This window comes from Prochlorococcus marinus str. MIT 0919, assembly GCF_027359375.1.
GTDB lineage: Bacteria > Cyanobacteriota > Cyanobacteriia > PCC-6307 > Cyanobiaceae > Prochlorococcus_D.
This window is the reverse complement of sequence record NZ_CP114779.1, coordinates 121,645-146,935: the sequence shown is the minus strand read 5'-3', so window position 1 is coordinate 146,935 and position 25,291 is coordinate 121,645. Positions and strand designations below refer to the sequence as shown.

The following is a 25,291-nucleotide window of genomic DNA, read 5'->3' as shown; positions in this document are numbered from 1 at the left end:
GAAAATGTTTATCTTATAAAGAGTAATAGGAAAAGAAGATGAATGTACATATTTAAGTCATATTAGGAAATAAGTTTGGGTAAGCTGACTACTGAAAGAGATTCTTGAATCCATTTATAATTTTCATCAACGAGTCATTTTTCATCTCAAGCAGTTTAAGCAATTTAATTTGCACTTCAGCTCTAAGCAAATTTTGGGTTGAGAAATCAGCTTTAAAATAATTGCTCCCCTTTAGGAAATCAGTAAAAAACCTTAAACAAAGTTCAAAGCAAATATAGGAAACAAAATAAGGTATATGAATTAAGTCGGCCGAATTCAAACGTTGGCCAGGGGAGGCTATATATCCTCTTAAAAAGGATTCAAAGATGTCTAAATCAAAGTCTACTAACTCGATATTCAAAGTGTCTTCGCCTACTTTATTACAGATCGAACGAAGACAATCAGCAAGGTCAAGGATCAAGTACCCTTCTTGAATGGTATCAAGATCAATTATAGATTTAACGGATTCATCTGATTTATTGAAAAGATAGTTGGTTATTTTTGTATCCCCATGTATTAGACCATAAGATAGATTTTCCTTCTTACCCAATTCAACTAAACTTGTATATTTAGTCCGATTTTCTATAATAAAGGCTGCTATTTTACTAACTCTGACAAACAAGTTAGATTGTAATATAAATTTCAGTTGAGAAGAATTATGCATTTGATCATACTCATATAAGTAATAATCAATATTATGGAAATTTTCTATAACTCGAAAAAGTCTATCTAGTGGAAATTCTCTAGTTAATCTATGAAATACATTAAGAGAATTTCCCAAATTCTCTGCTTGTCTTGTGGAAGTAATTGATTCAATGGTAAGCGTATTCTGTATATAATGAATGCCCCTCCAAATATTTGTTTTATATTTAAGAAAATATTTACCATTATCTAAATTAGGTAATAGTTCAGGGAAAAGTAAAAAATCAGAAGAAGTAGGATTTGAAGATGAATCAATATGGTTATCAATAATATCCAAGAATATTAAATAGTTATCAATAATCATTTCTGGTTTTTGAAAAACCAAAGGGTTTATTAATTGCAAAATAAAACTACTATTATTATCTTTAGGTGTTGGCGATACTAAATATGTATTATTTATATTTCCAGACTTAAGCTTTTTTATATTAAATATAACATTATGTTCACAAAAGTAAGAAGCTATTTCTTGCAATTGATCATGGCTAAAGTAAATATTATCAATCATTTATTAAAAGACTTTAAAACAATTCGGCTTGAATAATATTTATTAATTCTACTGAATGACTATATGCATTTGATATATCATCTGGAATTAAATCAATAAAATAATCATTAGATTCAAGCAATGAAAAAGAATTATTCAAAATAGAGTTAACAATAATATTTTTGGATTTTTCGATATGAGCATTATCTAATAGCTTAGAAAGGTATTGACCTTGAGATAGCTTTACTGATTCTTTGCAATAAGCTATAAGTTCTCTACTTTCAGTTAAGACTTCGTAAGCAAGCTTTTTACAGTCATTACTGCCAAAAATACTTATATATAAAAGTGTTATCATTGAAGAGTCTTGAAAGGGTATTAAATAAGCCTTAAGGATTTCAGGTAAATATTGCAAAGAAGTCAAACCTTCTAAACCACCGCGCCTAAGGCCTGCATCATCACACCAATTAAAAAGCTCATCAATATCTAAAGGGCAACGCTTAAGTGCAAATAGCTTCTGAGCTAAAACCTGACCAACTTGAAAATTGCGAGTTGGGCTTCCAGCCTGGGGGAGCATCATGCTTCCTTTAACATCTGCAACCATTGCTGTTAACTGAGAGAAAGTATGATCTCTCACTTGCTGCATGTCACCGTCTCTAATAACAGCCGCCTCTATTAATTGCACTCCATAACCGAGTTCAGTTATCGGGAATGGCTGCTTGGAATATAAAGAGCTTCTATCAGGCCTACTCATGGAAACAATTGCTGCTTGATTTAGGCATTGATCTAAAAGCAAGGTAAGCAATGTAGGCAACAAACCTGGATTATCCTTATGAAATGTATGAGCAAATCCTGCAAAAATTGAAGACATGTTCTTAGAGGCCTTAACATACTGGCCCTCTAAATTATGAACACCTGAAACAACCTGAATATTTGGTGAAATTTTATCTAACAACCTAGCTCCAAACAAGGCAGTAAAAGCATCTGGATGACAAAAATTTGCTGTAAAGCTGTCTCTTGGATTGCGTAAAGCGCCATGCCTATGAAAACCTGAAAAAAAAGCCAAGTTTGTCTCTTTTTGGCAAAGTAAATATGCTTTAGATGAGGATTTCTCATAGCAAAATGAACCTACTAGACATGCTATGACAACTTCTTCTCTGCTTAGATTCTTGCGAATTTCGATAGCTTTTATAAGATCTTCTTCTATATGATTACTATTAGCACTTAAGATAACTAATTCACATTTTAAGAATAAATATTCTAGGGAGTTAATAACTGAACCTTGTAGTTCAGTGTGGGTTGACATATTTATAACTTTGTCTATGTATTTATCTTCCATTCCCGAAAGGATAGAATCATCAAAAGCTCCCATAATATCTCGTCCTTCCCTTGGAGCCAATAAAATATCTTCTCCACCTGTATGAATTGCAGAATTATAAGCAAGCGAAGCTGGATACAAGCCAACACTATAAAAACCTATTTTGCCTTCTTCTAATTGCTTTAGCCTTAAAGCAATTAATTCTGGGTCTTTGGAATTAACAAAAAAATTGTTTCTCATGCAATATCAAGCTCAATTAAATCCTTTTAGATCAAGGTAGTGCATTTTACTATTTTAGCTAAAAATTGATAATAAATCATTAGCATGTCAGAAGAGAATAGTTAAGATTTAACTATAGTTTGGTAACTATCATAATGAAACATATAGATATCGGTCTAAGAAAAGGCTTTAATATACTTACATCAATAAAATCTTAAGTAGTATTTTAAGATGGAAGTCAAAGAGAAGAAGAAGCTCTCTCTCCTGAGAGAACTTCAAAGATTAGAATATATTCTTATAGTTCAAGATATTGATGGAGTTTGTATTCCATTAGTTAAAGACCCCCTCAAAAGAGTAATAAACAAAGACTATGTGCAAGCTGTATCTAAATTTAGGAATGAATTTGCTGTTCTAACCTGTGGGGAACATGAAGGCTTCAGAGGGGTGAATAGGATAATTGAAAGGTCAATAGGTTCTAAAAAGGGCGCCAAGGAAAAAGGTCTTTATCTCCCTGGTCTGGCTGCCTGTGGTGTTGAATATCAAAATAAATTTGGTGAAAGTAGTTGTCAGGGAATAAGTGAAGAAGAAAAATTTTTCTTGGAGGAGATACCCAGAACAATGAAAAAATTAATGTATCAAGAGTTAAATATTTTAATGCCATCCTTAGATGCTAATGATTTACATAAAGAAGCGGAGAAAGCAATATGTGACACCAGGTTTTCACCAGCTATAAATTTAAATTCGCTATTTAATCTCGTGCCTAATCAGGTTGACATGCAAATCAAATTACAAAAAGCTATGGAGTCTGTAATGGCAAAAGTTATGGAAGAAGCAAAGCATAAAGGTTTAGAGGATTCATTTCATCTACATATTTCACCTAATCTCGGTAGAAATGGAAAAAAAGAGATTATTAAATATTCAAAATCTGGAGATATTGGCACAACTGATATTCAAATTATAATAAATGGTGCTTTGAAAGAGGCAGGCTTACTTGTATTATTAAACAAATTTTTCCAACAAGTTTATAAAAGATCTCCTTTTGGCGAAAACTATAATGTTAGGTTTGCACCTGACAATGTTGAAGAATGTGTTAGAGAGGCAATTAACAAGATACCCAAGAAATTTATGCCTACGATTATAGGAGTTGGAGATACTATTACTTCAAACAAATCTTCATCAGAGAGAAAATGGTTGAGAGGTGGCAGTGATAGAGGTTTTCTTACTCTTATTCAAAGATTAGGAGAAGAGTTTCAAACTCAGAATAAGATTATATTTGTTGATAGCAGTCATGGAGAAGTAGAGAGACCATCCTCTAGTATAAGTCTTGAGGGTATTACTGATGCAGAAGATCCATTAAAATTTGATGTTATAATGAGTGGTGGGCACAATGAATATATAGAGTGGGTTATTAATCTTGCGAAAAGAAGATATGAGAAATTTAATACATAGGAAGTTTCCTAGTTTTAAATCCATAGGAACTTAACATTATACAATTCCCAACATGTAGCAACATGATTAATCATACGTTCCCAAGAGTAAAAAAAAAGGCACTTTCTATTCTTCAGGTAAACCTAGGTTATAAATGCAACCAAGCTTGCAAGCATTGCCATGTAGATGCAAGCCCTAACAGAAAAGAGATGATGGAGAAGAAAACTGTTGATCTTATCCCTAAAGTATTAGAAATGTATGAAATAAAAACTTTAGATATTACAGGGGGAGCACCTGAGATGCACCCTTATTTTAAAGAATTAATAGTGAAATGCAGAGCACTAAATGTAGAAGTAATTGATAGATGTAATCTAACTATATTGAAAGAGTATGGATATGAATACTTATCAGAATTTCTCGCAAATAATAAAGTGAAAGTAATTGCCTCATTACCTTGCTATGAAGAGTCTAATGTAGATATTCAAAGGGGTAATGGCGTTTTCAAAAAAAGCATTGAGGGTCTAAAAGACTTAAATAAACTTGGGTATGGTAATAATGGTAGCAACTTAACTCTAGACTTAGTTTACAATCCACAAGGTGACAAATTGCCACCTGACCAGAAGGGTCTTGAAGCTATTTACAAGAAAGAGTTATGGGATAGATATAAAATCAGATTTAACAATTTATTGGTAATTACAAATATGCCTATAAAACGTTTTGCAAATCAACTTAAATCAGAAGGGAAACTAGATTCATACAGAGAGCTCTTAATAAAGAATTATAATTCGAAAAATCTAAATTCAATAATGTGTCTAGAAACTATTAGTGTGGACTGGAAGGGGGATTTATATGACTGCGATTTTAATCAACAACTAGGAATTAATAATATAGTTGGACCAACATCTATTGCAGAGCTAATTCGAAATAAAAGTCTAATCGAAGGCCAATTGATAAGGGTAGGTGAACATTGCTTTGGCTGTACAGCAGGTAATGGATCCAGTTGCGGAGGTTCTCTTTCGTGAAATCATATCTTTAATTAAAAAGAAATAATTTCAAAGGCATTTAGGGCAGATACCTCGAACATTTAGTGTTGATTCAATTAGCTTAAATCCTTCTCTATTAGCAGCTTCCCTGCCAGCAATAACAACTTGCTCACTTTCAAATTCCTCTGTTCTTCCACAATTAATACAAACCAGATGGTGGTGATCGGGATGATCCTGGCTGAGAAGTTCAAACCTATGACCGCCCTCAGAAAGTTCTAATTCATGGATGAACCCCATTTTAACCAACAGCCTAAGTGTTCGATAAACAGTTGCCAGAGATACCCTTGATTTAGATTGAATTAATTTTGCGTGGACTTCCTCTGCACTCAAATGTTTTCCACCTCCAATTCTCTGAAAGAGATCCAATACTTTCTTTCTTTGTGGTGTCAACCTCCTACCTTCTTGGTGCAATTCGAGCTCTAAAGGCGTTGGGACTTTTGAGAAAGATACTTTCAATTGCAAATACCAATACCCCTTTCTCAATAATAACAGCTAATGAGAGGGGTGAGAGTAAGATCTATAGGTATATGAACTTATTATATAGCGAAGGGCATATGATAGAAAGCTTTCCCGGCAGGCAAGGAATTATAATTTTAATAAATAGGATAAGTAGAATTCTATGGTGAAAAATTTCATTAAACTTCGAGGAGTAAGGGCGAGGGATAAAATCTATAGAAACAACTTGGTTATGAGCCAACAAAATACTGCGCTTATAATTATTGATGTGCAGGAAAAATTGGTGACTTCTATTGAAAACAAAGAGTTAATTATGTGGAATATAAATAGATTAATTGATGCCTGTAAAATATTTAATATGAAAATATATGTGACTGAGCAAAATCCTGAAAAGCTTGGCAAAACAATTGAACAAATAAATAAATGTTTAGACTTTCAAGCCTATAAAAAAATGAGTTTTAGTAGCTTTCATTGCAAAGATCTATCAAGAGAGTTAAAATCAAATGCATTCGAAAATATAATAATTTGTGGGATTGAATCGCATGTATGTATCATGCAAAGTGCTTTGGATTACATAAATAGTGGAAAGAACATATTTATTCCTGTTGATAGCATTGGCAGCAGAAGAACTATTGACCACGAAACATCTCTACAAAGACTCTCGATGTCTGGTGCAATAGTTACAACAACAGAAACTGCTATTTTTGAATTATGCAAATCAGCTGACTTCGAAGACTTCAAAGCTGTTAGTTCAATAATAAAGAGAAAAATGGAATAGTCATAATTTTTTTTACAAGCTTAGCAAAGCGAAAATATTTATAAAGTTAATCAAGGATTCATAGCATATAGTAAAATTTCAGCTAAAAATAAAGTAAGTATTTTTAATTTAATGAATGAGCTATACACAAAAATTTTAATAGCTGGTTGTGCTTTGTTGGCAGGGTTAATCTCAACCCTCTTAATCTCTCGGTTCCTAACGAATTCCTTAAGCAAACTAACATCAAGAACCAGAAGTAAAACAGATGATTACATACTAAAAATATTATTAGAGACAATTAAACCACTTGGATTAATAATAAGCGCTTCTATATCCTGGAGAATCCTTGAAATATCAGGTGATTTCAATCAAGTTTTTGTTGCCTTATCAAAGTTAATATTTCTCATTTTAATAGTAAGGTTAGTTAACAGAGTAGTCATAAGGTTTATACAAAGTTGGGGGGCAAAAATAAATGACCCAGCAGTTGGAAGCATGTTGAGATCGTTAAGCCCAATGGTCAGAGCTGCTGTATGGAGTGTGGGTAGTGTCTTTTATTTGCAAAACATGGGCGTTCAAATGGCTGCCTTATGGGCAATATTAAGTGCTGGTGGAATTGGAGCTGGGCTTGCGCTTAAAGAACCAGTACAAGAATTTTTTGAATATATAACTATACTTTTGGACAAACCTTTTCAAAATGGTCAGTTCATTCATATTGACGGAGTCTGGGCAAAAGTTGAAAGAGTTGGTGTTAGATCAACTCGGCTAAGGAGTATTAATGGAGAAGTAATTGTCATGAGCAATAGTAATTTGACCAATGGAATAATCTCAAATTATGCAGAAATGGAGAATCGTAGATTAGTACATAGATTAGGTGTTGTATATCAAACCTCCCACTCAAAGATGAAGAAGATACCAGAGATAATTAAATCAATTATCGACAAAACTGAAAATGCTGTATATGATAGATGTCATTTTGTCGAGTTTGGTAACAGTAGCCTAGATTTTGAATTAGTTTATTACATACCAACTAATGACTATCTATCAGCAATGCGAGCCCAAGAAGAGATAAATCTTGAGATTATGCGTATTTTTGAAGCAGAAAAAATAGATTTTGCCTTCCCTACACAAACAATAAACCTTTTAAATTCAAAATGAGCTTAAGCAAGACATTAGATAGTTTCAAATTGACAATATAGTTTTATTAGCTTATTAGTTAGGTTCCATAAATCCTTTGCCTTGGAGGTATCCTTAGCTTCAAAACTAACATCCGATAAAACAAAAGAATTTTCACCAAAGATATTAACTTTATTGCTATAAAACCTAAACTCTGGACTACTATAATGGTCATCAACAGATAGATTCATAAGGATTTCACCAGCCACAGAAGGACGTTCTGTGATTCTCAACAAATCTCTCGCTATAAAAGCAAAAACCCTTTGACCAATCTCATTATATTTTCTACTATACCGAAAAAATCCATTGTCACTTCTTGGTATAACCAATCCAGGTGCCCAACAAATCACAGGAGTTTTTATTCCTAATTGTTTTATTCTAGAAAATAATTCTTTGGCAAAAAGAACATTACATAACTTACTATCTTTATAAGCTTTATCAGCATTAAATACTTCTGAGCCATCAACCATTAGAAAATCATTCATAGATTTCAAACCTGAAAGATCGCCTAGCCCAGCTGGCATACCAACCCTTCCACCTGGGAGCTTTGGATTATGAACCTCTGATGAAGTAATTACGACCCTTGGGGATTTAGACTTAACTAATAAATTGAATAATTTCTGAATAAGGTATTGATGGCTTACGTGGTTTACTGCAAAGGTAAGTTCTATACCTTGCTTAGAAAGTCGTATTGCTTTTGCCCCTGTATATTGAAGACCTGCATTAAGTACTATAGTATCAATTTTGCAATCTTCTCCTAGTAACTCTTCTGAAAATAACTTTATACTATTTAAATCTGATAGGTCACATAATCTTAAATCTAATCTATCTATATAATTATCTATATCAGGAATATCAAATTTAAATTTCTCATAAGTTTCTTTAATTCTTAAATGATTTCTACATAAAAGTATAACTCTAAATCCATTGCATAGCATTCTAATAGCAGACTGATAGCCAATACCTGAGGTTCCTCCTGTTATTAGAATAGTTCGATTTTCCTGAAGATGTATGGCATTTTCATTTTGCATGATAGAAGTAAATTTCTAGCATTAGTGGTATAACTAGTATTATAATATTTCATGTTATGCAATGGTTTTTATTTCTAAAAGCAAATATATAAATTATATTAAAATCATAAATCTTTGAGAAATATAATAAATACATCTAGTAACTAAAATTTATTGATTCGTCTTTAAAAGAATTTATCAGCTATTGTCAAGTATATGACCTGGAGGAATTCAAAGTGGGGGGCGGAAATAAATTAATAAAATTCATAAACCCAGGTGATCTTTCTAAAAAATATTATCTGGTATTGCTATGAGCTCTAATGCACATATAGATGCATTAGTACTTGGGGCTGGCCCAGGAGCATTAGCAATTGCCGCAGCGCTTGGCAATGAAAACCTATCGGTATATGTACTCTCTCCTAAAGATCGAAGAGAAACATGGCCTTATACATATGGAATTTGGGGCGAAGAAGTTGATGAGCTAGGTATTAGCAATCTTCTAAAGCACAGATGGACCAATACGGTTAGTTTCTTCGGAAGAGGTTCTCAAGAGCCCAATTCGCCAGAGAATGCACAAACAAATCATAGTCATGATTATGGCTTGTTTGATAAAGGCAAACTGCAATCCTATTGGTTAAAGCAATGTGATGATGCAAAAGTTAAATGGGTTGTTGGCCTGGCTTCTAATCTTAAGGTAGATAATTCAATTAGTAGAGTTACAACTTCGACTGGAATTACTTACAAAGCAAGGCTGGTAATTGACGCAACTGGTTACCACCCTGTATTCCTTAAAATTCCAGACAGAGGAGAAGTCGCAGTACAAACTTGCTTTGGAATAGTTGGTACATTTACATCCCCTCCAATTGAAAATGACCAATTCGTTTTAATGGATTATAGAAGTGATCATTTAAGTCCATCAGAAAGGAAAGAACCACCAACTTTTTTGTACGCAATGGATATGGGTAATGGAAAGTTCTTCCTAGAAGAAACTTCATTGGGGCTTGCTCCTCCAGTCTCTTTGGAAACTCTTAAAGCCAGGCTGGAAAAGCGCCTTAGCCATAAGGGTATAAAAATTAAAGAAATAGAGCATGAAGAACATGGTCTATTTCTTCCAATGAATATCCCAATACCTGACCTGAAACAACCAATTCTCGGCTTTGGGGGTGCAGCTGGTATGGTTCACCCTGCTTCTGGCTATTTAGTAGGAGCTTTATTAAGAAGAGCTCCGGATGTTGCCAAAGCGATTTCATTAGCAATGAATGATAAAGAGAATTCTCCTGCATTAATAGCAAAGCATGGATGGGAAGCTTTATGGCCCAAAGATTTAAGGAGGAAGCAAGCTTTATATCAATTTGGCTTGGAAAAGTTAATGCGATTTAAAGAATCTCAACTTAGACAATTCTTCGATGGTTTCTTTAGCCTATCAAAAAGCCAATGGTATGGTTTCTTGACAAATTCATTAACATTGGGTGAACTTGTAGAAGCGATGTGGACTATGTTTAAAAAGGCTCCATTAAATGTAAAGTGGGGATTATTTGAAATGAAAGGTAGGGAAGTTAAGCTTCTATTAAAATTCCTAAACCCAAGTATATAAAAAGTTGAGAAAGATTCTAATTACAGGAGCGAGTAGAGGTATAGGTAGAAAGATTGCAGAGCAAAGTTTTAATGATGGACACTATATAAGTTTAGGGCTAAGAGAGACTGAGCAGGTAAGTAATACAAAGCTTGACCCTCTTTTAAATGATTCAAATAGAATTTTAATTCACAAATATAATGCTATAGATAAAGATAGTGCGATAAAGTGGATTGAACAGACAAACAATAGTTTTGGAAGTATAGATACCATCATTCATTGTGCTGGAAAATTTTATAATACAGAGTTAAATTATGCTGAAGAAAGAGAAAAAGAAATTGAAGAGCTTTGGAAAGTTAACGTAATGGCTCCATGGTTTCTAACTAAAAGTTCTTGGAAGTATTTAATGAATAGTCAAAATCCAAGAATAATTACTTTAGTATCAATGAGCGGGAAAAGATCGAAAAGCAACTTGGCTGGCTATACAACAACTAAGTTTGCATTAATGGGTCTTTGCCAAACGATAAGAAATGAAGGTTGGGATAAAGGTCTTAGAGTTACCGCAATATGTCCTGGATGGGTAAATACTGATATGGCTAGTAACGTTAAAAGCATTTCCAAAGAAGAAATGACTCAACCTGAAGATATTGCTTCAATAGTTTCAACAATTTTAAAGCTACCAAATACTTGTGTCCCTTTCGAAGTTGCTGTTAATTGTAATCATGAAATCCTATAATAATCAATTCACTGCACCGATCTTCGTAACGAAATTAGATTAGTAATGTTAAATATAATTGATCTAATGTATTTGTGAACATAACTACGATAAAAGCCACCAACTGTTTTGCCTATTATAAAAATTCTTGAAATCAAAGTAATAACAAAGTTTAAAAACCAAAGAATTAAGAATATCGATATTAAAAGTGTTGCAGTGGAGTACACACCTGAAAGCTGATCTTGAATAGGTTCTATAAATTTAAGATAGCTAGCAATATTCATCGATTTAAAAAAAATATTAATCTATTTATATCTAGATATTTAAGTTTTTCAAGTACTTGTTTAAAGTAGTTAAAAATTCAATAAAACGTCGGTAAAATAAAATCTGATCAGTAGCGAAACGACAAAGATAGAAGCAAATATGCAAGAGCAGTAATTAAAGCAGCCAAAGAAAGAGCCTTGGTGCGATTTGCCCATGAGGAAAACAAAGGTAGATCTGATGTTTCATACCCTCCAAAATTACCAAGTATTAATAAAAGCCAGAAAGGCAAGGAGCCAATAGCAAGTGATATAGAAAGTTCTAGAAGAAAACCAAGTTTAAAATAATTAGATATAAGAAATACTAAGATGAATATCAAGATAGATCCTGTAAAGCTAATTGAAAATTCAGCAGCTAAACTTTTAGGTATTTGTGATCTAGTACCTAGTTGCTTTTTGCAATCTACAACCTGACTATTAGTTAGACTAAAATAAGCAGATTCAGGCAATCTATTTTTTTTGTATCTTCTAAACAACCTAGCTTCCAAGTTTTGCGGGTCTTCTAGATATAAAGTCTCTATTATTTGATCCGGTTTGATTCTTTTATTAATATCTTCAATATTTTTAGCATGTCCTATTGCATAAAGGTCCCCCTTCCTAACCAGGTAAACTAAGCCTTTCATTAATTAATCTTCAAATAAATCAATGTGATTTTAATGATAAACACTAGGATTTGAATGGATAGTCATTTGATAAGTATACATATGACTTCAGTATAAGCAAGTTTTATAAAGAGATTCAATTCAGAAAGTTTATATAAATAGTTTATGATTTGAATATGCATGAAAATATCTTATACAGCTTCCGACGGTGTCCCTATGCCATGCGAGCTAGGTGGGCAATAATGCGATGCGAGATAAAAGTTGAGCTTAGGGAAATTGATTTAAAAAATAAACCCAAAGAGCTGATTAAGTATTCTTCCAAAGGGACTGTACCAGTTTTAGTAACAAGTAATGGTAGGGTAATAGATGAAAGTATTGATATTATTAAATGGGCTCTAGGGATTAGTACTAAGAATACATTAGTTAGAATGAATGAATTTCATTCTAAAGACGAAGCTTTTGAAATTATTAAAGAAAATGATACTAATTTCAAATATCATCTAGATAGATATAAATATAGCAAAAGATATATTGAAGAAGATAAAGAAGCTCATAAATGGAAAGCTCTCAACATCTTGATTGATTGGAATAATAGAATTAAAGAAAATTCTGGATTACAATCACAGGGTTGGCTTTTATCTTCTAGTGAAAGTATTGCAGATTGGTCAATATGGCCTTTCGTTAGACAGTATCGTAATATATCTCCTGAAGAATTTGATAAAGAAAAGGGTCTTAAAGAATTAGGTAAATGGTTGAAATTCTATTTAAATCATAATTCCTATAAGTATCTAATGCATAAATATCCAGCTTGGAAACATGAGAACACTCGAAACTATTTCCCTGTTGATAGTTCTAAACTAATTCTCTAATCTCCTCTTATCTATAATTCTTGCTAATTCCAGAAAATAGCCTGCTGTGCAAAACTTACCTAGGTTTCTATCCCTATTGCCAAAATCACTCCTTAACTCAGCAGTTTCAGCCATTATCAGATCTAAATCTTGCTGAGGCATGTCATAGAGTTCTTTGAGTTCTATTTCTCGACCAAGAAGGTGACTCCTAAACCATTTTTCTCTTGACTCCTGCTGAGGAACCTCTTGGTAATTAATAGAATTCATTAGGAAGGAAGAAACTGAATCAGTTTTATTTCTTGAAAATTTTAAATCGATAGGTATGTAATATCAACATTAAAACTGTTCTTGGTATGTGCTATTTCGCATAAATATAGCAATTGAAATAACTAATATTGTCATTACACCGCAGAAACCTGTCCATGTTTTTAATCCAAACGAAGTAATTGCTATAGGAGCAATTACTGTAATCAAGCCTCCCGAAAGCAATGGTTGCAAAAATAATTGTTTTATTGAAAATACAGGTAAAGTTTTAGTCCTATCATCAGGGTCAGCCAGACGAAGTAGTAAGATTCCACTGGCTGCAACCCCAGTAGCATTGCCAAACTCTATAATCGACCTTTCAAACCACTTTTCTTTAAAAGATATACTTGAGAAAACGAATATTCCAAAAAGGTTCCAACTCAATCCTGTAATAGCGAGTATTAATAAAGTCTGCCAATCTTTTAATAAAAGAGGTATGTTTAGACCTGCCATCGCAGTGGTAATAAGAAGATCCGTAGATAAAATGCCAATTTCTCTTTGAAGTATCTCAGAAACAAGTTTTGTCTTTTCAAACCTTTCTAAAAGATATCTTACAAGTAGTGAACCTAATAAAGCCAAAGGAAAGACTGGAAAAACCGATACAACATCATTAAAAGTACCTCCTATAAGATCTCCAATAAATCTAAATAAAAGCAAGAAAGTTAACCCAATTAAAACTGCACAGCCTATTAAGCCAAGGTTTATCAAAATTGATTTAAATTGATCACTTAGTGTGATTTGTGTAACCTCAACCTCTTGCTCCTGATAAATATTTTTAAAAGGCCTAACCCAGCCAACAAAACGTCCAAGAATTATTACCCCACTCCCTATAAAAGTCGAAGAGAGTAAACCGACTGTTGCCATTGCCAAGCCAAGGTCTAGACCATCACTAAAGCCAATATTCTCAAAGCTTCTTCCCATTACAGCAGCCGCACCATGCCCACCCTCAAAACCCACTTCAATCAGGCAACCCATTAAAGGGTCAACACCAAGAAATGGCATTAACACCAATAGAACAACAACTCCTCCAACTAGGTACTGACCAAACCCTAATAGAAGTCCAAAAAGAGCTTGACTGAGAACTGGTTTTAAAAGGCCTTCTCTTGAAGGTATAGGGCTTCCAAGCATCAACGTTGCAAAAACCAAAGTCAATAATGGAGTGGGAAAATTTACCCAAATATCTGTCACATCCTGAGGCAAAAGAGGAACTGGTCCGAATGGCCCTAAGAGCAGAGATGTTGTCCCGGCAAGTAAAGCTATTGGAATACCAAATCTTTCCAGCTGAATAGCTGTGTTAAATCTCCGACCTATAGTTAACAAAATTGCGAAAATTACAAGAATTGCGAAAGCAATAAATAAATAGAAATTGCTTTCAAAATTTAAATCGATTTTTAATGCTTGGAGGATTGATTCCATATAATCAGAACAATATCCTCTTTAGATCAAAACAAAAAGTTCGTTAAAACTATCTTATAAATCCATAAAAAGAAAAAATAAAAAAAGACCTCACTTTTTAAGTGAGGTCTTTTTTTAGGCCAAAATTTATGACCTGTTAAATTTGAGATAACTAATCTGACAAGGTAACGCTAGCTGTTCCTACATTACTTAATGCATTAGTCACTCTCTTAAAGTCAAAGCCCATAGCACGTAAAGCATGCCAAAGATGACCTTGGATATAAAAGAAACCAAGATAATAATGGACATTTGTCAACCAGGCTCTGGAAGTATGAGCACCTTCAGCAAGGTCGACTGTATCAACCCAATAAGGAGCTACTCCAAACTTAATTTGAAGTACTTCCCCAAAGTATTCGACAGGATAAACGGTGGTATTAGTTGCACACCAGAATGCTGCAACAATTGCCATCCAGCCAATACCTGCTAAAGACCAAGAAAGTACTGCTTCTGCAGAAAGAAGTCCAGCACCTTTGAATTTGCTGTATTCACCTATTTGCTTAGTAGCAATATGGAATGCACCACCAGTAATTTCTAAGAATGCCAAGAATGCATGGCCTCCTAAAACATCTTCCAAGTTATTGATAGCAAGGAAGTCAAACTGGTGATCCCATATAGAAGCCAGATTGAGGTTGTATTCAACCTGCCTTACAGCTCCCAATGAAGGATCATAAATACCATGCCACTTTGCCCATTCAACAAACCAAATACAAGCGACACCAAAGAAAATTAAATGGTGGCCAAGAATGAAAGTTTGATTGTCAGGGTTATCCCATTCCAATTTAAACTTTCTGGCTTGGGCAACTTCAGAGTCCTGCATATCACCACTGAAGAACAGTGAATGAAGCAGTCCTCCAGCGCCATAAACCATTGAGGCAACAAGGTGAACGATTGCAACAGCTATTACACTGCTACCTCCAACAAAAGCGCCTGTTTCGTCATAACCAATACCTAATGTCGCTAAATGAGGTAGAGCGATCAATGGTTGGTGACCCATTGGTACAGATGGGTCAAAACGAGCTAATTCAAATAAAGTGAAGGCACCAGCCCAGAAAGAGATCAAGCCAGTGTGAGCGGCATGAGCTGCGATAAATTTGCCTGAGCGGTTGGTGACCCCAGAATTACCAGCCCACCACCCGTAGGTGACGTCCGGATTTCCATATGTCTGCATTAATTGTGCATTTAGGCAAAACCTGCCAGACATTAACTAAAAAAACGAGCCTAATACCAATAAAACCAATACCTTTTACATTGTGTAAGTTCTTTAGTGGGGAAAAGGACTTAGAAAAGGGCATCGGAATGTTTTATGAAAGGGTGAATAGCCTTCTATAAGTGGTTAGTTGCGTTAAGTACTAGAATTTTTATTGTGAAGTCAAACTTTCTGAAGAAAAATCTAAGAGATATTTAAAAGCTCTTAGATACTCTAGAATTATTTTGATCAGAAAAAAAAGAAATGTTTTTGAAATTATGGGAGTTCATTCTTCCACTTGTTAAAGATATGAGAATCAGGTTTGCTATGGCAATGCTTGGTAATGTTGTAATTCTTTGGCTTTTTATCACAATTTTTAAAAATTTCCTCCCTGATTTGCCAGATAATTTTATTGGATAAGTTCTTAAATTTTGATTCAAGTGTTTTGCAAAGACAAAACTTCCTGAAACTGAGAAAGGCGGGACTAGCTTAAAATCCTTACTATATCTGCTTTCTCGATTTGCTTATTTATTTAACTTCTGGTATTATTTCAAAAAAAACACACATACGACTTATTCAATGGAAATGTCCAAGTCTCATCAAAAGCTTTTGAAGCTGTCCAGGAAGGCTCAGGAGTGTAAAGATCGAAAAACTGCTCAGAAACTCATACGCAAAGCAGATAAAATTCATTCAAAGCTCTCAACATAATCAAGTAAAATTTTCTGCAAATAAAAAGTAGCGATTCTTATATTTAGATGATTCATAAGAAAATGTTTTTAAATCAAAAAAAAGATCGCCAAAAGTCAAGGTCCTTTAACACTAGGAAAAAGATTATGTAATAAACATGAAGAACTGATTCCCTTCGCAGGATAGTAACTAATAGAGGGTAGGGATACTTTGGAAACCATGGAACTATTAGGTAATTCAATCCATAAGAATGGGTTAGAGATGGCTACTGAAGATTTTTATAGAAATCAAGCAAAATGTTATAAGAGCTCTGAAGCTTATTTACGAATGAGAGGACTCTATCCAGTCTTGCAATCATCAATAAACGACTGTGAAGACGAGAAGCTTATTGATTAGTCAATTTTCTTGTACGAAGGAATTCTTAAATTAATCAGGCCGCAATACTGGATATAGGTGCATCTTTCTTTTGCCAATATTCGATGACTTCTTTACACCACCTTAAATGATAAATAACCTTAGGCGTCCATGGCATAGATTCATTATTAGGAGCACTTCGCCAATGGGTGCCTGGTTTTAAATATCCAATCTCTCTCCAAAGCTTCAATGTTTCTGGGTTTACTCCCAATTCCACACTTGCTCCAATTTCATCAAGCCATTGGGTGTCCTTCATTAAAACAATGAAAATCTACCCCTTCATAACGTACATATTCCAAACAAGTAAGTCTGCATAAGCAAAATAGGTAGAAATACGTGATTTCTACCTATTTTATTCGTAGTTTTCAAGAGTTGATTAGCTCAATGGCAATTGTTAAAAACCTACTTTCAACAAGGGCATCAACTATTACTCTTCTATAAAAACTTCCTATAGAAATAAGCAATCTAATAAAGTTTACTTGTTTCTATCAACATAATCTGCGTATTCTTTCCTTATTTTATTTAGCAGGTCTTTCTTTCTAGTCATCATTAATAGTTTATCATCCTCATCTAATTTTCTTCTCTGGCTTCGATCCATTAGCATCCATTGAGTTATATTATATTTATTTATTGATGGTTTACTTCTCTTTTTCTTAGAAAGAAGTTTCAGAGAAGTAAATATAAACAAGGTTAAGAGAATAATGGTGAAGATTAATTTCATAAGTATCAATTAGGTGGAGTAAGTTATTAGTTCAATTATCAGATAATACTTGAATAAGTTTCTCGAAATCAGAAATACTTATGTTATGTTCATTTGATTGATTGTTTTTATTATAAGTTGCAAGTCTTTTTAATTGTACTTCTCCTTTCTTGATCTCATCTTCTCCAATTATAATAGCCCATTTTGCATTTGAGCGATTTGCTCTTTTAAATTGTTTAGAGAATGCTGCCTGGGAAATATCTAAATCAATACTAAGTTTCTTGGCTCTAAGTTTTCTAGCCAAGGAAAGGGCTTCCAATTCTGCATCTATCCCACGATTAATAACATATGCATCCGGAGTATTTAGATCTTGATAGTTTTCTTGCAATAGCATCATTAGTCTTTCCATTCCAATAGCCCAGCCAATAGAAGGAGTACTTTTGCCTCCAAGCTGTTCGACTAATCGGTCATATCGACCACCTCCACAAATTGTAGACTGCGCGCCAAGTTGTTTACTTGTTATTTCAAATGCCGTATGGCAATAATAATCAAGACCTCGTACTAATTTGTCGTTTGTAGTGAACGGAATTTCAAGGTTCTTTAAAATATTTTTTAAATCAGAAAAACGTTTCAAGCTTTCATCACATAGGAAATCTTTTAATAGTGGGGCTTCTTCTAAAAGTTTTTTAGTTGAAGGTTCTTTGCTATCAAGAATTCTTAAAGGGTTCTTGTAAAGACGATCTTGTGAGTCTTTATCCAGTAATTTAAAATTATTTTCCAACCAAGAAACTAGATGTTTGTGATAATTCATACGATCATCAAATGTTCCTAAGGTATTCAACTCTAAAGTCAACTCTTTCAACTGCAGTTCGCTCAAAAGATCCCAGGCAATAGAAATTAATTCTGCATCTGCCATAACAGATTGAAGTCCAAAAAATTCAACCCCAACTTGATGAAATTGCCTTTGTCTTCCAGCTTGGGGGCGTTCATATCTAAACATTGGACCGGAATACCAAAGCCTCTGAGGCCCTTTAGCTAATAATCCATGCTGTATTAAAGCTCTTACAACAGATGCTGTTCCTTCTGGCCGCAGTGTACAAGACCTTTTACCTCGATCGAGAAATGAATACATTTCCTTGCCTACAACATCTGTTGCTTCTCCTATGCCTCTCGCAAATAAATCTGTAACTTCTATCAAAGGTGTTCTAATTTCTTGCAAACCTGCTCTTGAAAAATGCTTCCGAAAGATATCTTCAACCAATTGCCATCGCTCAGTATGCATTGGCAAAAGATCAACCATACCTCGCAAACTTTGAAAATTAGCCAAAATACGATTACTAGTAGTTACTATTCTAGTTGTATATGTATAGATCCCCAAAGAAGAAAAAACTTAAATATCATTAAGTAAACATATTGTTTTATAATCCATCTAAATTTAGAAAGTCCTACTACTTAATCTCAATACATAGAATTTACAAGGCATATTTTGCTATAAAAATAAGCAAGTAAATTCTATATAATAGTTTTTATTTGGAAGTTTCTTACTTTCTGCTCTCAAAATACTTATAAATAAGGTAGAAAGCTATTCCAAAATTTGCAAAGAAATTATGCCTCAGTCACAAAATCTTGTTGCAACCGAATATTTAATCAGCCAAAGATTAACTCTTTTTCTATATGAGCAAGGAACTTCTTGCAATAATTGCGTAAGCTCCAGAGCACCTAAGCGTTTCAATTCCCTTGATTCAACTTGCCAAAGATTCTCAGCTTCCTTTATCAAACGTGCCCAACTCCTTGCTTGCTGCCAATTCCGCAAGCGTCTTTTCATCTTATGGCGATCTTTCGAGCTTTTAAATATTCGATGTTTTTTTAAATTAATTCCATCCATATAACCACCATGGCAAATCATGATCAATAGGACTTAAAACATCAGACTGACTTCATATTTGGAATGCAGATATCAATATTCCTTGTTTATTCAACTAACACCACTGGAAAGTCAAGTTCTAAAGCTTCGGAATTGGTTAGTCGACGGGTCCAGGCACCCTGAATCGGTTCATTCCAACGAAAACCTGCATTTTTGGCCAAGTGTCTTTCATCATATGAGACTTCAGCTCGCATTAAGGCTCTTGGCTCAAGCCCTCTAACCAAAAGTTCTCCAAGCTCATCACATCTCCTAAAAACTTCTGCCAAGTAAATGCAATCAGTCAAAGCTCTATGAGCGCTCCAAACAGGTATCTCATATGCAAGAGCCAAATCTCTAACGGAAGGGCGGCTCCTTATTTGAAGATGACTTGGCCAAGAGATGTCTTCCATGGAACAAATCCAAGGTTTTTTAATTTCTCTAAGCCGGCCTAAGCCAAACCATTGGCTATCAAAAGCTGCATTATGGGCAACGATTGCATCAGAAGCTTCGACAAGAGCTTCAAAATATTGAATTCCTAATTCCCATGGTTGAGATAAATTTGTTATTTCAGGCGAAATCTTGTTAATCCTTTCTGCTGCATTTACATCAACTGGCATTAAAAATGATATTTGAGCCAATACTGATTTTGTGCCCACATCAAAAAGGATTGCGCCAACTTCTATACATTTATCTTTCTTAGGGTCAAGACCACTGGTCTCTGTATCTAGGATCAATATTTTTTCTAGAGATGCTCCCTTTTGTAATTCATCCGAATCAAAATCAAAGCTAAGGTTTTTTTGCATTCTGGGAACTTGGGAATTTTTTTAATCTGTATACTTAATAAGAAAAGCTCTATTTCCAAATAAGTCCAACTTTTATAAAATATTTATATATCAATTTCCAGGTATCCAAACTTAACAAAACAACAAACCAAGCTTTTCACTTCAAACAAGCATGTACCGCTGGAGATTAATAGAACAAACTTGGTGTTGTTGGCCAGCCAAGCCAATTGGACTTATCGAAATGATAGGAGGAAGTTATCTCGCTACTACCCCTCAAGTTGCCTATAAACGACTTTTAGAAAGCCTTACTCGAAGAAATATTGCAATCCATACTTGGATGTATATACCAAGCTTGGACCATCAATCTCAAGCGATTCAAGCTTGGAAAAACTTCAGAAAATGCAAAGAGAGACTCGAGGCAAGAGTTGGAACAATGCCTTTCCCAATAAGAATGGGGCATAGTTTAGGATGTAAACTACACCTTCTAGCTCCAGATTCTGGAAGAAATAGTCAAGCTTTTATAGGTCTATGCTTTAATAATTTTAATGCAGGTAAATCAATACCAATGCTGGGTAAAGTAACCAAGAAATTTAATATTAGAACAGAGTTCAGTCCTAGTCCTAAGCAGACAATTGAACTAATTAAATCGAAATATGTTCAGCCAGATAATCTACTAATAAAATTCAATAGGGATAAGCTAGATCAAACATATTTATTGTTTAATTCACTCAAAGCGAGAAGTAATGACCAATCAAGAGTACTTGAGCTTGAGGGGGATCACCTAACTCCAACTAGTACAGGTATTAAAAAGAATATTTTAGGGGACTGGTTAGAAGATAATAATAGAATTGATAACCTAGACACACTTATAAATACAATCGCAAAGTTCTTCCCAGGGTAAGTCATGGCAAACAAAAACTCAAAATGGAACCCTTCCACAAAAAAATTAGTAAAAGAACTTCATTCCAATCTGACTATAGATAATATTAATTGGCATAAGTTTAAAAATGATTCAGACCGGAGATCTGCAGAGTTGCTTATTTCTGCTATTTCTCAAATAGTCAATGATGGTGAAGTTGATGATATTCAATCACTTATTAATCAAGCTTTGCTATGGGCCAAGAAAGAAATAAAGGATCCCGGATGTCCCAAAGTTTAATAATTTAATTTCGCTTACAAGCCACTTGAAGCCTATTGCCATTACGACTCCAACGGACATCATCAAAACACTGGTGAATAAGAAAAAGACCGCGGCCACTTTCAGCATCCAACTCAGAAGGTAAACTTTTAACCCTTGCAGAAATGGGAAAACCACATCCCTGGTCTTGTATTTGCCAAATAAGCCAATTAGGTGTGGTAACTCTACGGACTCTTATGATCTTTTCTGGATTAGCCGAATTCCCATGTAAAACTGCATTTACTAATGCCTCATGCAAGCCAAGCTCAACCCTATCGATTGTTTTTTTGCACTGAATAGGTTCCAGTAATGGCTTTATAAGCGGAGCAAGTTTGAGAGTGGAAGGAAGAGTAAAATCTTCCCAACAAAATGATCGCACAAGAAAAAGAGATCAAAGATCAAATAAATTGCTTAAAAACAATTTATTAACTCCTAAGTATCAAAACCTAGATGTGTGAGTTTAAAAAGGAACCACCGCTATTAATTTAACTTTTTTCGGGCGTTAAGGCTTTATTTTTCTTCGAGAGTTTAATCCAGGATGGTTAAGTAATTCATCCATTAGACGAACACCTCTCAATTGATTGACTAGAGGCATATGTCCTTCAGGGGCACTAATCGACCAATTAAAGGCTTTCGGGTACCTTGTCCAAACACCATCTTTTTTCCAACCAATCTTTGGCCAAAGCATGTCGTATCTACCCTTTAATGAATCAAGAATTCTTGCTTGAACTGTAAAGCCAAATCTTCCTTGTGAATAGGCAATCCAGAGCCTGTCAAGGGTAACTAAATCAGCATCTGGAATTGATTTAACCTCACTAAAGTAAACATATCCTCGCTCGACTGCATCGTCGCCTGCCAACTCTCTTAAAAGTGCACTAGTAATCCTATCTGCATCTTCAAAACGTTCTTCTAAAAGAGACTGCTGCAATATTGAATAATCAATACTTCTAGCTGAAACTGTCTTAAACCAGCCCTTTGAATTTGAACTAATCAATTTAGAAATTAAAAGAGGTTGATGTCTTTGACAAACCTGTAAAATCCAACCTGCGCACCAGTCATCACTTTCATCATCAAAGTTTTGCAATAAATCTGACCCCATTGCAACAAAATCATCAGACCTTTCCTCGACCAATTGAATAAGTCGACGTTTCTGTCTCGAAGAACCGCTCGAGAATCTCTCAAGAAGCTCTTGAATAGTCATATTGGTTGAATCAGAGGAATCTGAAGGCATGGCTCGCAACCTGTTTCCTTAAATCAGCTTTGGCCCACTATGTCAGGCATTGGTCCCCCCCCCTCATATTGTCTAAAGACTTTCCGTAACAAAGAAGGTCCATTGATTGATATTCGCAGTCCAAAAGAGTTTCAGCAAGGGCATTTACCAGGAGCAACGAATATTCCATTGTTCAATAACAATGAAAGGGCGTTAGTAGGTACCTTTTACAAGAAAAAAGGCCGTGAACAGGCAATTATCTTAGGATTAAAAATCATTAAACCTAAACTTTCTAAATTAAAAGATTTTTTAAAGCATAAATTCCAAAGCTCTGCAGGCACATTCCTCAAAATATATTGTTGGCGAGGAGGACTTCGGTCTTTAAGTGTGGGCTGGCTTGCAAATGTCTTGGAACTTAATCCAATACTGTTAAACGGTGGGTATAAAGTCTATCGAAAATGGGTGTTAGAAGAATTTGAAAAAGAGTGGCCAATAAAATTACTAGGAGGGAAAACAGGTACAGGTAAAACATCTCTTCTATTAGCTTTGCAAGAGAAAGGCATTTCCGTCATAGATCTAGAAGGCCTAGCGAATCATAAAGGAAGTAGTTTTGGTTCTCTAGGGCTGCCATCACAACCAAGCTCAGAGCAATTTGAAAATTTATTAGCTGAAAAGCTTCAACTTTTTACAAGTAATAACTACCAAAGGATTTGGCTTGAAGCAGAAAGTGCAAGCTTAGGTAAATGCAGGATTCCCAATGGTTTATTCAATCAAATGAAGTCTGCAGACGTAGTTGAAATAAGTAGAAGCAAAGAAGAGCGGATCAAAATACTAGTAAGCCAATACAGTCAGCACTCAAAAAAACAACTTGAGTTTGCAACAATGAGAATAAGTAAACGGTTGGGTCCACAGAGAACTAAAAAGGCTATAGACGCAATAAAAGATGAAGACTGGAGAGAAGCATGCGTGGCAATGTTGGATTATTATGACAAGTGCTATGAATATGAGTTAAATAAAGCCAAGAGAGTAGAAACAATAGACTTGTCGGGATTGAGTTATGAATTAGGAGCTGAAAAACTTATAAAAGGTGGTCATGTCTATTAATACTAAATTTCCACAAATAATTTTTTTTCATTAATATGAGATTTAACTAGTGGGATTCATGAGCCAATCAAAAATCAATCCTGTCATTCAATTCTACAAAGGCGTTAACGAGGAAGTGGTTCCTGAGATTCGTCTAACTAGGAGTAAAGATGGAAAAACGGGGCAAGCAATTTTTATATTTGAAAAGCCAAAAGCATTATCTGAAGAATCTGTTGGCGATATAACTGGAATGACAATGCTTGATGAAGAAGGTGAACTCAAAACAAGGGAAATAAAAGCACGATTTTTAAATGGTGAGCCTAATGCTATCGAATCTACATATACATGGAAAACAGAGGCAGATTTTCAAAGGTTTATGAGATTTGCAAAACGTTATGCAGAAAATAATGGTTTGGGTTATTCAGAAAAATAAATAAATTGAAATTTTCTAACTGGTTATCACTCTTTGCACTAGTAACTTCAACTTTAATAATTTGGAGCCTTAGAAATGTATTTATAATACTTTTTGCTGGTGTAGTACTTTCAATATCTTTATGTACTTTTATAGGCAAGATACAGTCTATGTCAAAGCTACCTAGAATAATCTCATTTTTTATTGCCGTCTCAAGCTTAATTTTAATATTTTCAATCTCAATGGTAATTGTAATACCTCAGTTCACAGATGAATTTCAACAGTTAATAATTCAACTTCCATCTGCTGCTAAAGCTTTATGGGAAATAAGTGTAGAAAATATTAGCAAACTACTAGAGTTTATATACGGTAACAACGCAAAGAATATTATAAAAGAAAACTTTATTCTTAATGAGTTTAATTCATTACCAGATGGCGTTTCACTAGCAAACGGTATTACAGATAGCCTAAAAAGACTTTTAAATATAGCAGGTAATTTAGGAGTAGGTGCTGTCCAGATAGTCTTTGTTATCTCAATAAGTTTAATGATTGCAATTCAACCTGATGCATATAAGGAAGTATGCATATCTTTAGTTCCTTCATTCTATAAGCATAGAGCAAGGTTTATAATGAAGGAATGCGGCAATGCTCTTAGCAATTGGATGATAGGTGTAATAATAAGCTCATCATTTGTTGCCTTACTCGCTGGAATTTTCCTCTACATTCTTGGCATAAAACTAGTAGTAGCCAATGCATTACTAGCAGGAATATTAAACATAATCCCAAATATAGGGCCAACACTTAGCACTATTTTCCCAATGTCTGTCGCCTTAACTGATGCGCCATGGAAAGCTATAGCAATCCTAGGTGCTTATATAGTTATTCAGAATTTAGAAAGTTATATAATAACACCTTCAGTAATGCAGCACAAAGTAAATCTATTACCGGGCCTTACTTTAACTGCTCAATTTATATTTACAATTATTTTTGGCCCAATAGGTTTATTGCTATCACTTCCCTTGGCAGTTGTTATAAAAATACTAGTTAAAGAGATATTTATAAATGACATTTTAGATAGAGCAAAATTAGAAACCTAACTTATAATGTATAGCATTAATAAAATAATTAATTCTTAAACGATTTATAATACTCTTTAATTAATGATGGGCTAAAGATAAGTATTGTACTCGCAAGAGGATGATTCTTAATGGCAAAGGTTAAAGCCATGAACGTGAAGTGATCAAATATTAGTCTTATGTCTATACGCAACTCCCAAAATGCAAGCAGTATCAAAA

General features: G+C 34.2%; 28 protein-coding genes. 14 read left to right on the top strand and 14 right to left on the bottom strand.

The window, feature by feature from the left end; genetic code table 11:
* Positions 1–88: 88 nt before the first annotated feature.
* A complete protein-coding gene (locus O5635_RS01025; protein ID WP_269607681.1) occupies positions 89–1,246 on the bottom strand; it encodes a phosphotransferase enzyme family protein in 1,158 nt (385 codons plus the stop codon).
* 13 nt (positions 1,247–1,259) lie between these two features.
* A complete protein-coding gene (locus O5635_RS01020; protein WP_036903269.1) occupies positions 1,260–2,780 on the bottom strand; it encodes a hypothetical protein in 1,521 nt (506 codons plus the stop codon).
* A gap of 210 nt (positions 2,781–2,990) precedes the next feature.
* Here O5635_RS01020 and stpA point away from each other — a divergent pair, with 210 nt between their 5' ends.
* Positions 2,991–4,208 (top strand): glucosylglycerol 3-phosphatase, encoded by a 1,218-nt coding sequence (gene stpA, locus O5635_RS01015; protein WP_036903272.1) that lies wholly within the window; start codon positions 2,991–2,993, stop codon positions 4,206–4,208.
* Positions 4,209–4,273: 65 nt separating this feature from the next.
* The gene (gene arsS, locus O5635_RS01010) at positions 4,274–5,209 is read left to right on the top strand and encodes an arsenosugar biosynthesis radical SAM (seleno)protein ArsS (RefSeq protein WP_206537197.1); all 936 of its coding nucleotides are present in this window, start codon (positions 4,274–4,276) and stop codon (positions 5,207–5,209) included.
* Positions 5,210–5,239: 30 nt separating this feature from the next.
* On the opposite strand, the gene O5635_RS01005 is transcribed toward arsS, so the two are convergent.
* Positions 5,240–5,692 (bottom strand): Fur family transcriptional regulator, encoded by a 453-nt coding sequence (locus O5635_RS01005; protein ID WP_420063644.1) that lies wholly within the window; start codon positions 5,690–5,692, stop codon positions 5,240–5,242.
* Between the two features lie 226 nt (positions 5,693–5,918).
* Between O5635_RS01005 and O5635_RS01000 the strand changes: the two genes are divergently transcribed.
* Positions 5,919–6,464, top strand: coding sequence for an isochorismatase family protein (locus O5635_RS01000; RefSeq protein WP_193742039.1), 546 nt, complete (start codon positions 5,919–5,921; stop codon positions 6,462–6,464).
* 111 nt (positions 6,465–6,575) lie between these two features.
* The gene (locus O5635_RS00995; RefSeq protein ID WP_036903282.1) at positions 6,576–7,598 is read left to right on the top strand and encodes a mechanosensitive ion channel family protein; all 1,023 of its coding nucleotides are present in this window, start codon (positions 6,576–6,578) and stop codon (positions 7,596–7,598) included.
* Between the two features lie 14 nt (positions 7,599–7,612).
* On the opposite strand, the gene O5635_RS00990 is transcribed toward O5635_RS00995, so the two are convergent.
* Positions 7,613–8,647: an SDR family NAD(P)-dependent oxidoreductase gene (locus O5635_RS00990; RefSeq protein WP_052043067.1), complete on the bottom strand. Its 1,035-nt coding sequence runs from the start codon at positions 8,645–8,647 to the stop codon at positions 7,613–7,615.
* Between the two features lie 289 nt (positions 8,648–8,936).
* Between O5635_RS00990 and crtL the strand changes: the two genes are divergently transcribed.
* Entirely contained in the window at positions 8,937–10,220 is a 1,284-nt protein-coding gene (gene crtL / locus O5635_RS00985; RefSeq protein WP_036903285.1) for a lycopene beta cyclase, read from the top strand.
* 4 nt (positions 10,221–10,224) lie between these two features.
* A complete protein-coding gene (locus O5635_RS00980; protein ID WP_036903288.1) occupies positions 10,225–10,935 on the top strand; it encodes an SDR family NAD(P)-dependent oxidoreductase in 711 nt (236 codons plus the stop codon).
* Positions 10,936–11,305: 370 nt separating this feature from the next.
* On the opposite strand, the gene O5635_RS00975 is transcribed toward O5635_RS00980, so the two are convergent.
* A complete protein-coding gene (locus O5635_RS00975; protein WP_036903291.1) occupies positions 11,306–11,857 on the bottom strand; it encodes a GIY-YIG nuclease family protein in 552 nt (183 codons plus the stop codon).
* A gap of 155 nt (positions 11,858–12,012) precedes the next feature.
* Here O5635_RS00975 and O5635_RS00970 point away from each other — a divergent pair, with 155 nt between their 5' ends.
* Positions 12,013–12,705 carry a type II toxin-antitoxin system prevent-host-death family antitoxin gene (locus tag O5635_RS00970; protein ID WP_036903293.1) on the top strand — a complete coding sequence of 231 codons (693 nt, stop codon included), beginning with the start codon at positions 12,013–12,015 and terminating at the stop codon, positions 12,703–12,705.
* Here the strand turns inward: O5635_RS00970 and O5635_RS00965 are convergent.
* The 3 genes from O5635_RS00965 to O5635_RS00955 form a co-directional block, all read right to left on the bottom strand.
* A complete protein-coding gene (locus O5635_RS00965) occupies positions 12,694–12,951 on the bottom strand; it encodes a hypothetical protein (RefSeq protein WP_036903295.1) in 258 nt (85 codons plus the stop codon). The two genes, O5635_RS00970 and O5635_RS00965, sit on opposite strands and share 12 nt — an antisense overlap.
* Before the next feature lie 69 nt (positions 12,952–13,020).
* The gene (locus O5635_RS00960) at positions 13,021–14,403 is read right to left on the bottom strand and encodes a sodium/glutamate symporter (protein WP_269607676.1); all 1,383 of its coding nucleotides are present in this window, start codon (positions 14,401–14,403) and stop codon (positions 13,021–13,023) included.
* 151 nt (positions 14,404–14,554) lie between these two features.
* Positions 14,555–15,610 (bottom strand): chlorophyll a/b binding light-harvesting protein, encoded by a 1,056-nt coding sequence (locus O5635_RS00955; protein ID WP_036903768.1) that lies wholly within the window; start codon positions 15,608–15,610, stop codon positions 14,555–14,557.
* 282 nt (positions 15,611–15,892) lie between these two features.
* On the opposite strand from O5635_RS00955, the gene O5635_RS00950 reads away from it, so the two are divergent.
* The gene (locus O5635_RS00950) at positions 15,893–16,048 is read left to right on the top strand and encodes a hypothetical protein (protein WP_193742055.1); all 156 of its coding nucleotides are present in this window, start codon (positions 15,893–15,895) and stop codon (positions 16,046–16,048) included.
* 486 nt (positions 16,049–16,534) lie between these two features.
* Entirely contained in the window at positions 16,535–16,711 is a 177-nt protein-coding gene (locus tag O5635_RS00945; RefSeq protein WP_193742040.1) for a hypothetical protein, read from the top strand.
* Positions 16,712–16,745: 34 nt separating this feature from the next.
* Here the strand turns inward: O5635_RS00945 and O5635_RS00940 are convergent, their stop codons facing one another.
* The 4 genes from O5635_RS00940 to O5635_RS00925 form a co-directional block, all read right to left on the bottom strand.
* Positions 16,746–16,985, bottom strand: coding sequence for a hypothetical protein (locus tag O5635_RS00940; RefSeq protein ID WP_036903297.1), 240 nt, complete (start codon positions 16,983–16,985; stop codon positions 16,746–16,748).
* A 496-nt stretch (positions 16,986–17,481) separates the two neighbouring features.
* Positions 17,482–18,756, bottom strand: a complete 1,275-nt coding sequence (hisS, locus tag O5635_RS00935) for a histidine--tRNA ligase (RefSeq protein WP_052043119.1) — start codon at positions 18,754–18,756, stop codon at positions 17,482–17,484.
* A 285-nt stretch (positions 18,757–19,041) separates the two neighbouring features.
* Positions 19,042–19,335, bottom strand: a complete 294-nt coding sequence (locus O5635_RS00930) for a hypothetical protein (protein WP_241462978.1) — start codon at positions 19,333–19,335, stop codon at positions 19,042–19,044.
* A gap of 65 nt (positions 19,336–19,400) precedes the next feature.
* Complete coding sequence (locus tag O5635_RS00925) at positions 19,401–20,135, bottom strand: 3'-5' exonuclease (protein ID WP_036903304.1); 735 nt, start codon at positions 20,133–20,135, stop codon at positions 19,401–19,403.
* Positions 20,136–20,286: 151 nt separating this feature from the next.
* Here O5635_RS00925 and O5635_RS00920 point away from each other — a divergent pair, with 151 nt between their 5' ends.
* Positions 20,287–21,015, top strand: a complete 729-nt coding sequence (locus tag O5635_RS00920) for a DUF1350 family protein (protein ID WP_269607673.1) — start codon at positions 20,287–20,289, stop codon at positions 21,013–21,015.
* A gap of 3 nt (positions 21,016–21,018) precedes the next feature.
* Positions 21,019–21,273: a DUF6439 family protein gene (locus O5635_RS00915; protein ID WP_036903309.1), complete on the top strand. Its 255-nt coding sequence runs from the start codon at positions 21,019–21,021 to the stop codon at positions 21,271–21,273.
* Between the two features lie 4 nt (positions 21,274–21,277).
* Here O5635_RS00915 and O5635_RS00910 read toward each other — a convergent pair whose 3' ends face one another.
* Both O5635_RS00910 and O5635_RS00905 read right to left on the bottom strand, forming a co-directional pair.
* The gene (locus O5635_RS00910) at positions 21,278–21,670 is read right to left on the bottom strand and encodes an ATP-binding protein (protein WP_036903312.1); all 393 of its coding nucleotides are present in this window, start codon (positions 21,668–21,670) and stop codon (positions 21,278–21,280) included.
* A gap of 123 nt (positions 21,671–21,793) precedes the next feature.
* The gene (locus O5635_RS00905; protein WP_036903315.1) at positions 21,794–22,522 is read right to left on the bottom strand and encodes a GUN4 domain-containing protein; all 729 of its coding nucleotides are present in this window, start codon (positions 22,520–22,522) and stop codon (positions 21,794–21,796) included.
* Between the two features lie 39 nt (positions 22,523–22,561).
* On the opposite strand from O5635_RS00905, the gene mnmH reads away from it, so the two are divergent.
* The 3 genes from mnmH to O5635_RS00890 are packed head-to-tail and all read left to right on the top strand — an operon-like array spanning position 22,562 to position 25,093.
* Positions 22,562–23,605 carry a tRNA 2-selenouridine(34) synthase MnmH gene (mnmH, locus tag O5635_RS00900; protein WP_036903318.1) on the top strand — a complete coding sequence of 348 codons (1,044 nt, stop codon included), beginning with the start codon at positions 22,562–22,564 and terminating at the stop codon, positions 23,603–23,605.
* A gap of 58 nt (positions 23,606–23,663) precedes the next feature.
* Complete coding sequence (psb28, locus tag O5635_RS00895) at positions 23,664–24,017, top strand: photosystem II reaction center protein Psb28 (RefSeq protein WP_036903321.1); 354 nt, start codon at positions 23,664–23,666, stop codon at positions 24,015–24,017.
* Positions 24,018–24,022: 5 nt separating this feature from the next.
* Positions 24,023–25,093, top strand: a complete 1,071-nt coding sequence (locus tag O5635_RS00890; protein WP_036903324.1) for an AI-2E family transporter — start codon at positions 24,023–24,025, stop codon at positions 25,091–25,093.
* Positions 25,094–25,291 lie beyond the last annotated feature (198 nt).

Coding starts and splice junctions, on each gene's coding strand:
- psb28 (WP_036903321.1), top strand. CDS start 23,664: ATGAGCCAATCAAAAATCAATCCTGTCATTCAATTCTACAAAGGCGTT.
- O5635_RS00950 (WP_193742055.1), top strand. CDS start 15,893: ATGTTTTTGAAATTATGGGAGTTCATTCTTCCACTTGTTAAAGATATG.
- O5635_RS00905 (WP_036903315.1), bottom strand. CDS start 22,522: ATGCCTTCAGATTCCTCTGATTCAACCAATATGACTATTCAAGAGCTT.
- O5635_RS00955 (WP_036903768.1), bottom strand. CDS start 15,610: ATGCAGACATATGGAAATCCGGACGTCACCTACGGGTGGTGGGCTGGT.
- O5635_RS00965 (WP_036903295.1), bottom strand. CDS start 12,951: ATGAATTCTATTAATTACCAAGAGGTTCCTCAGCAGGAGTCAAGAGAA.
- O5635_RS00970 (WP_036903293.1), top strand. CDS start 12,013: ATGCATGAAAATATCTTATACAGCTTCCGACGGTGTCCCTATGCCATG.
- O5635_RS00975 (WP_036903291.1), bottom strand. CDS start 11,857: ATGAAAGGCTTAGTTTACCTGGTTAGGAAGGGGGACCTTTATGCAATA.
- O5635_RS01025 (WP_269607681.1), bottom strand. CDS start 1,246: ATGATTGATAATATTTACTTTAGCCATGATCAATTGCAAGAAATAGCT.
- stpA (WP_036903272.1), top strand. CDS start 2,991: ATGGAAGTCAAAGAGAAGAAGAAGCTCTCTCTCCTGAGAGAACTTCAA.
- O5635_RS00960 (WP_269607676.1), bottom strand. CDS start 14,403: ATGGAATCAATCCTCCAAGCATTAAAAATCGATTTAAATTTTGAAAGC.
- O5635_RS00930 (WP_241462978.1), bottom strand. CDS start 19,335: ATGATTTGCCATGGTGGTTATATGGATGGAATTAATTTAAAAAAACAT.
- mnmH (WP_036903318.1), top strand. CDS start 22,562: ATGTCAGGCATTGGTCCCCCCCCCTCATATTGTCTAAAGACTTTCCGT.
- O5635_RS00990 (WP_052043067.1), bottom strand. CDS start 8,647: ATGCAAAATGAAAATGCCATACATCTTCAGGAAAATCGAACTATTCTA.
- crtL (WP_036903285.1), top strand. CDS start 8,937: ATGAGCTCTAATGCACATATAGATGCATTAGTACTTGGGGCTGGCCCA.
- O5635_RS00945 (WP_193742040.1), top strand. CDS start 16,535: ATGGAACTATTAGGTAATTCAATCCATAAGAATGGGTTAGAGATGGCT.
- O5635_RS00995 (WP_036903282.1), top strand. CDS start 6,576: ATGAATGAGCTATACACAAAAATTTTAATAGCTGGTTGTGCTTTGTTG.
- O5635_RS01020 (WP_036903269.1), bottom strand. CDS start 2,780: ATGAGAAACAATTTTTTTGTTAATTCCAAAGACCCAGAATTAATTGCT.
- O5635_RS00925 (WP_036903304.1), bottom strand. CDS start 20,135: ATGCAAAAAAACCTTAGCTTTGATTTTGATTCGGATGAATTACAAAAG.
- O5635_RS00940 (WP_036903297.1), bottom strand. CDS start 16,985: ATGAAGGACACCCAATGGCTTGATGAAATTGGAGCAAGTGTGGAATTG.
- O5635_RS00920 (WP_269607673.1), top strand. CDS start 20,287: ATGTACCGCTGGAGATTAATAGAACAAACTTGGTGTTGTTGGCCAGCC.
- O5635_RS01000 (WP_193742039.1), top strand. CDS start 5,919: ATGAGCCAACAAAATACTGCGCTTATAATTATTGATGTGCAGGAAAAA.
- O5635_RS00915 (WP_036903309.1), top strand. CDS start 21,019: ATGGCAAACAAAAACTCAAAATGGAACCCTTCCACAAAAAAATTAGTA.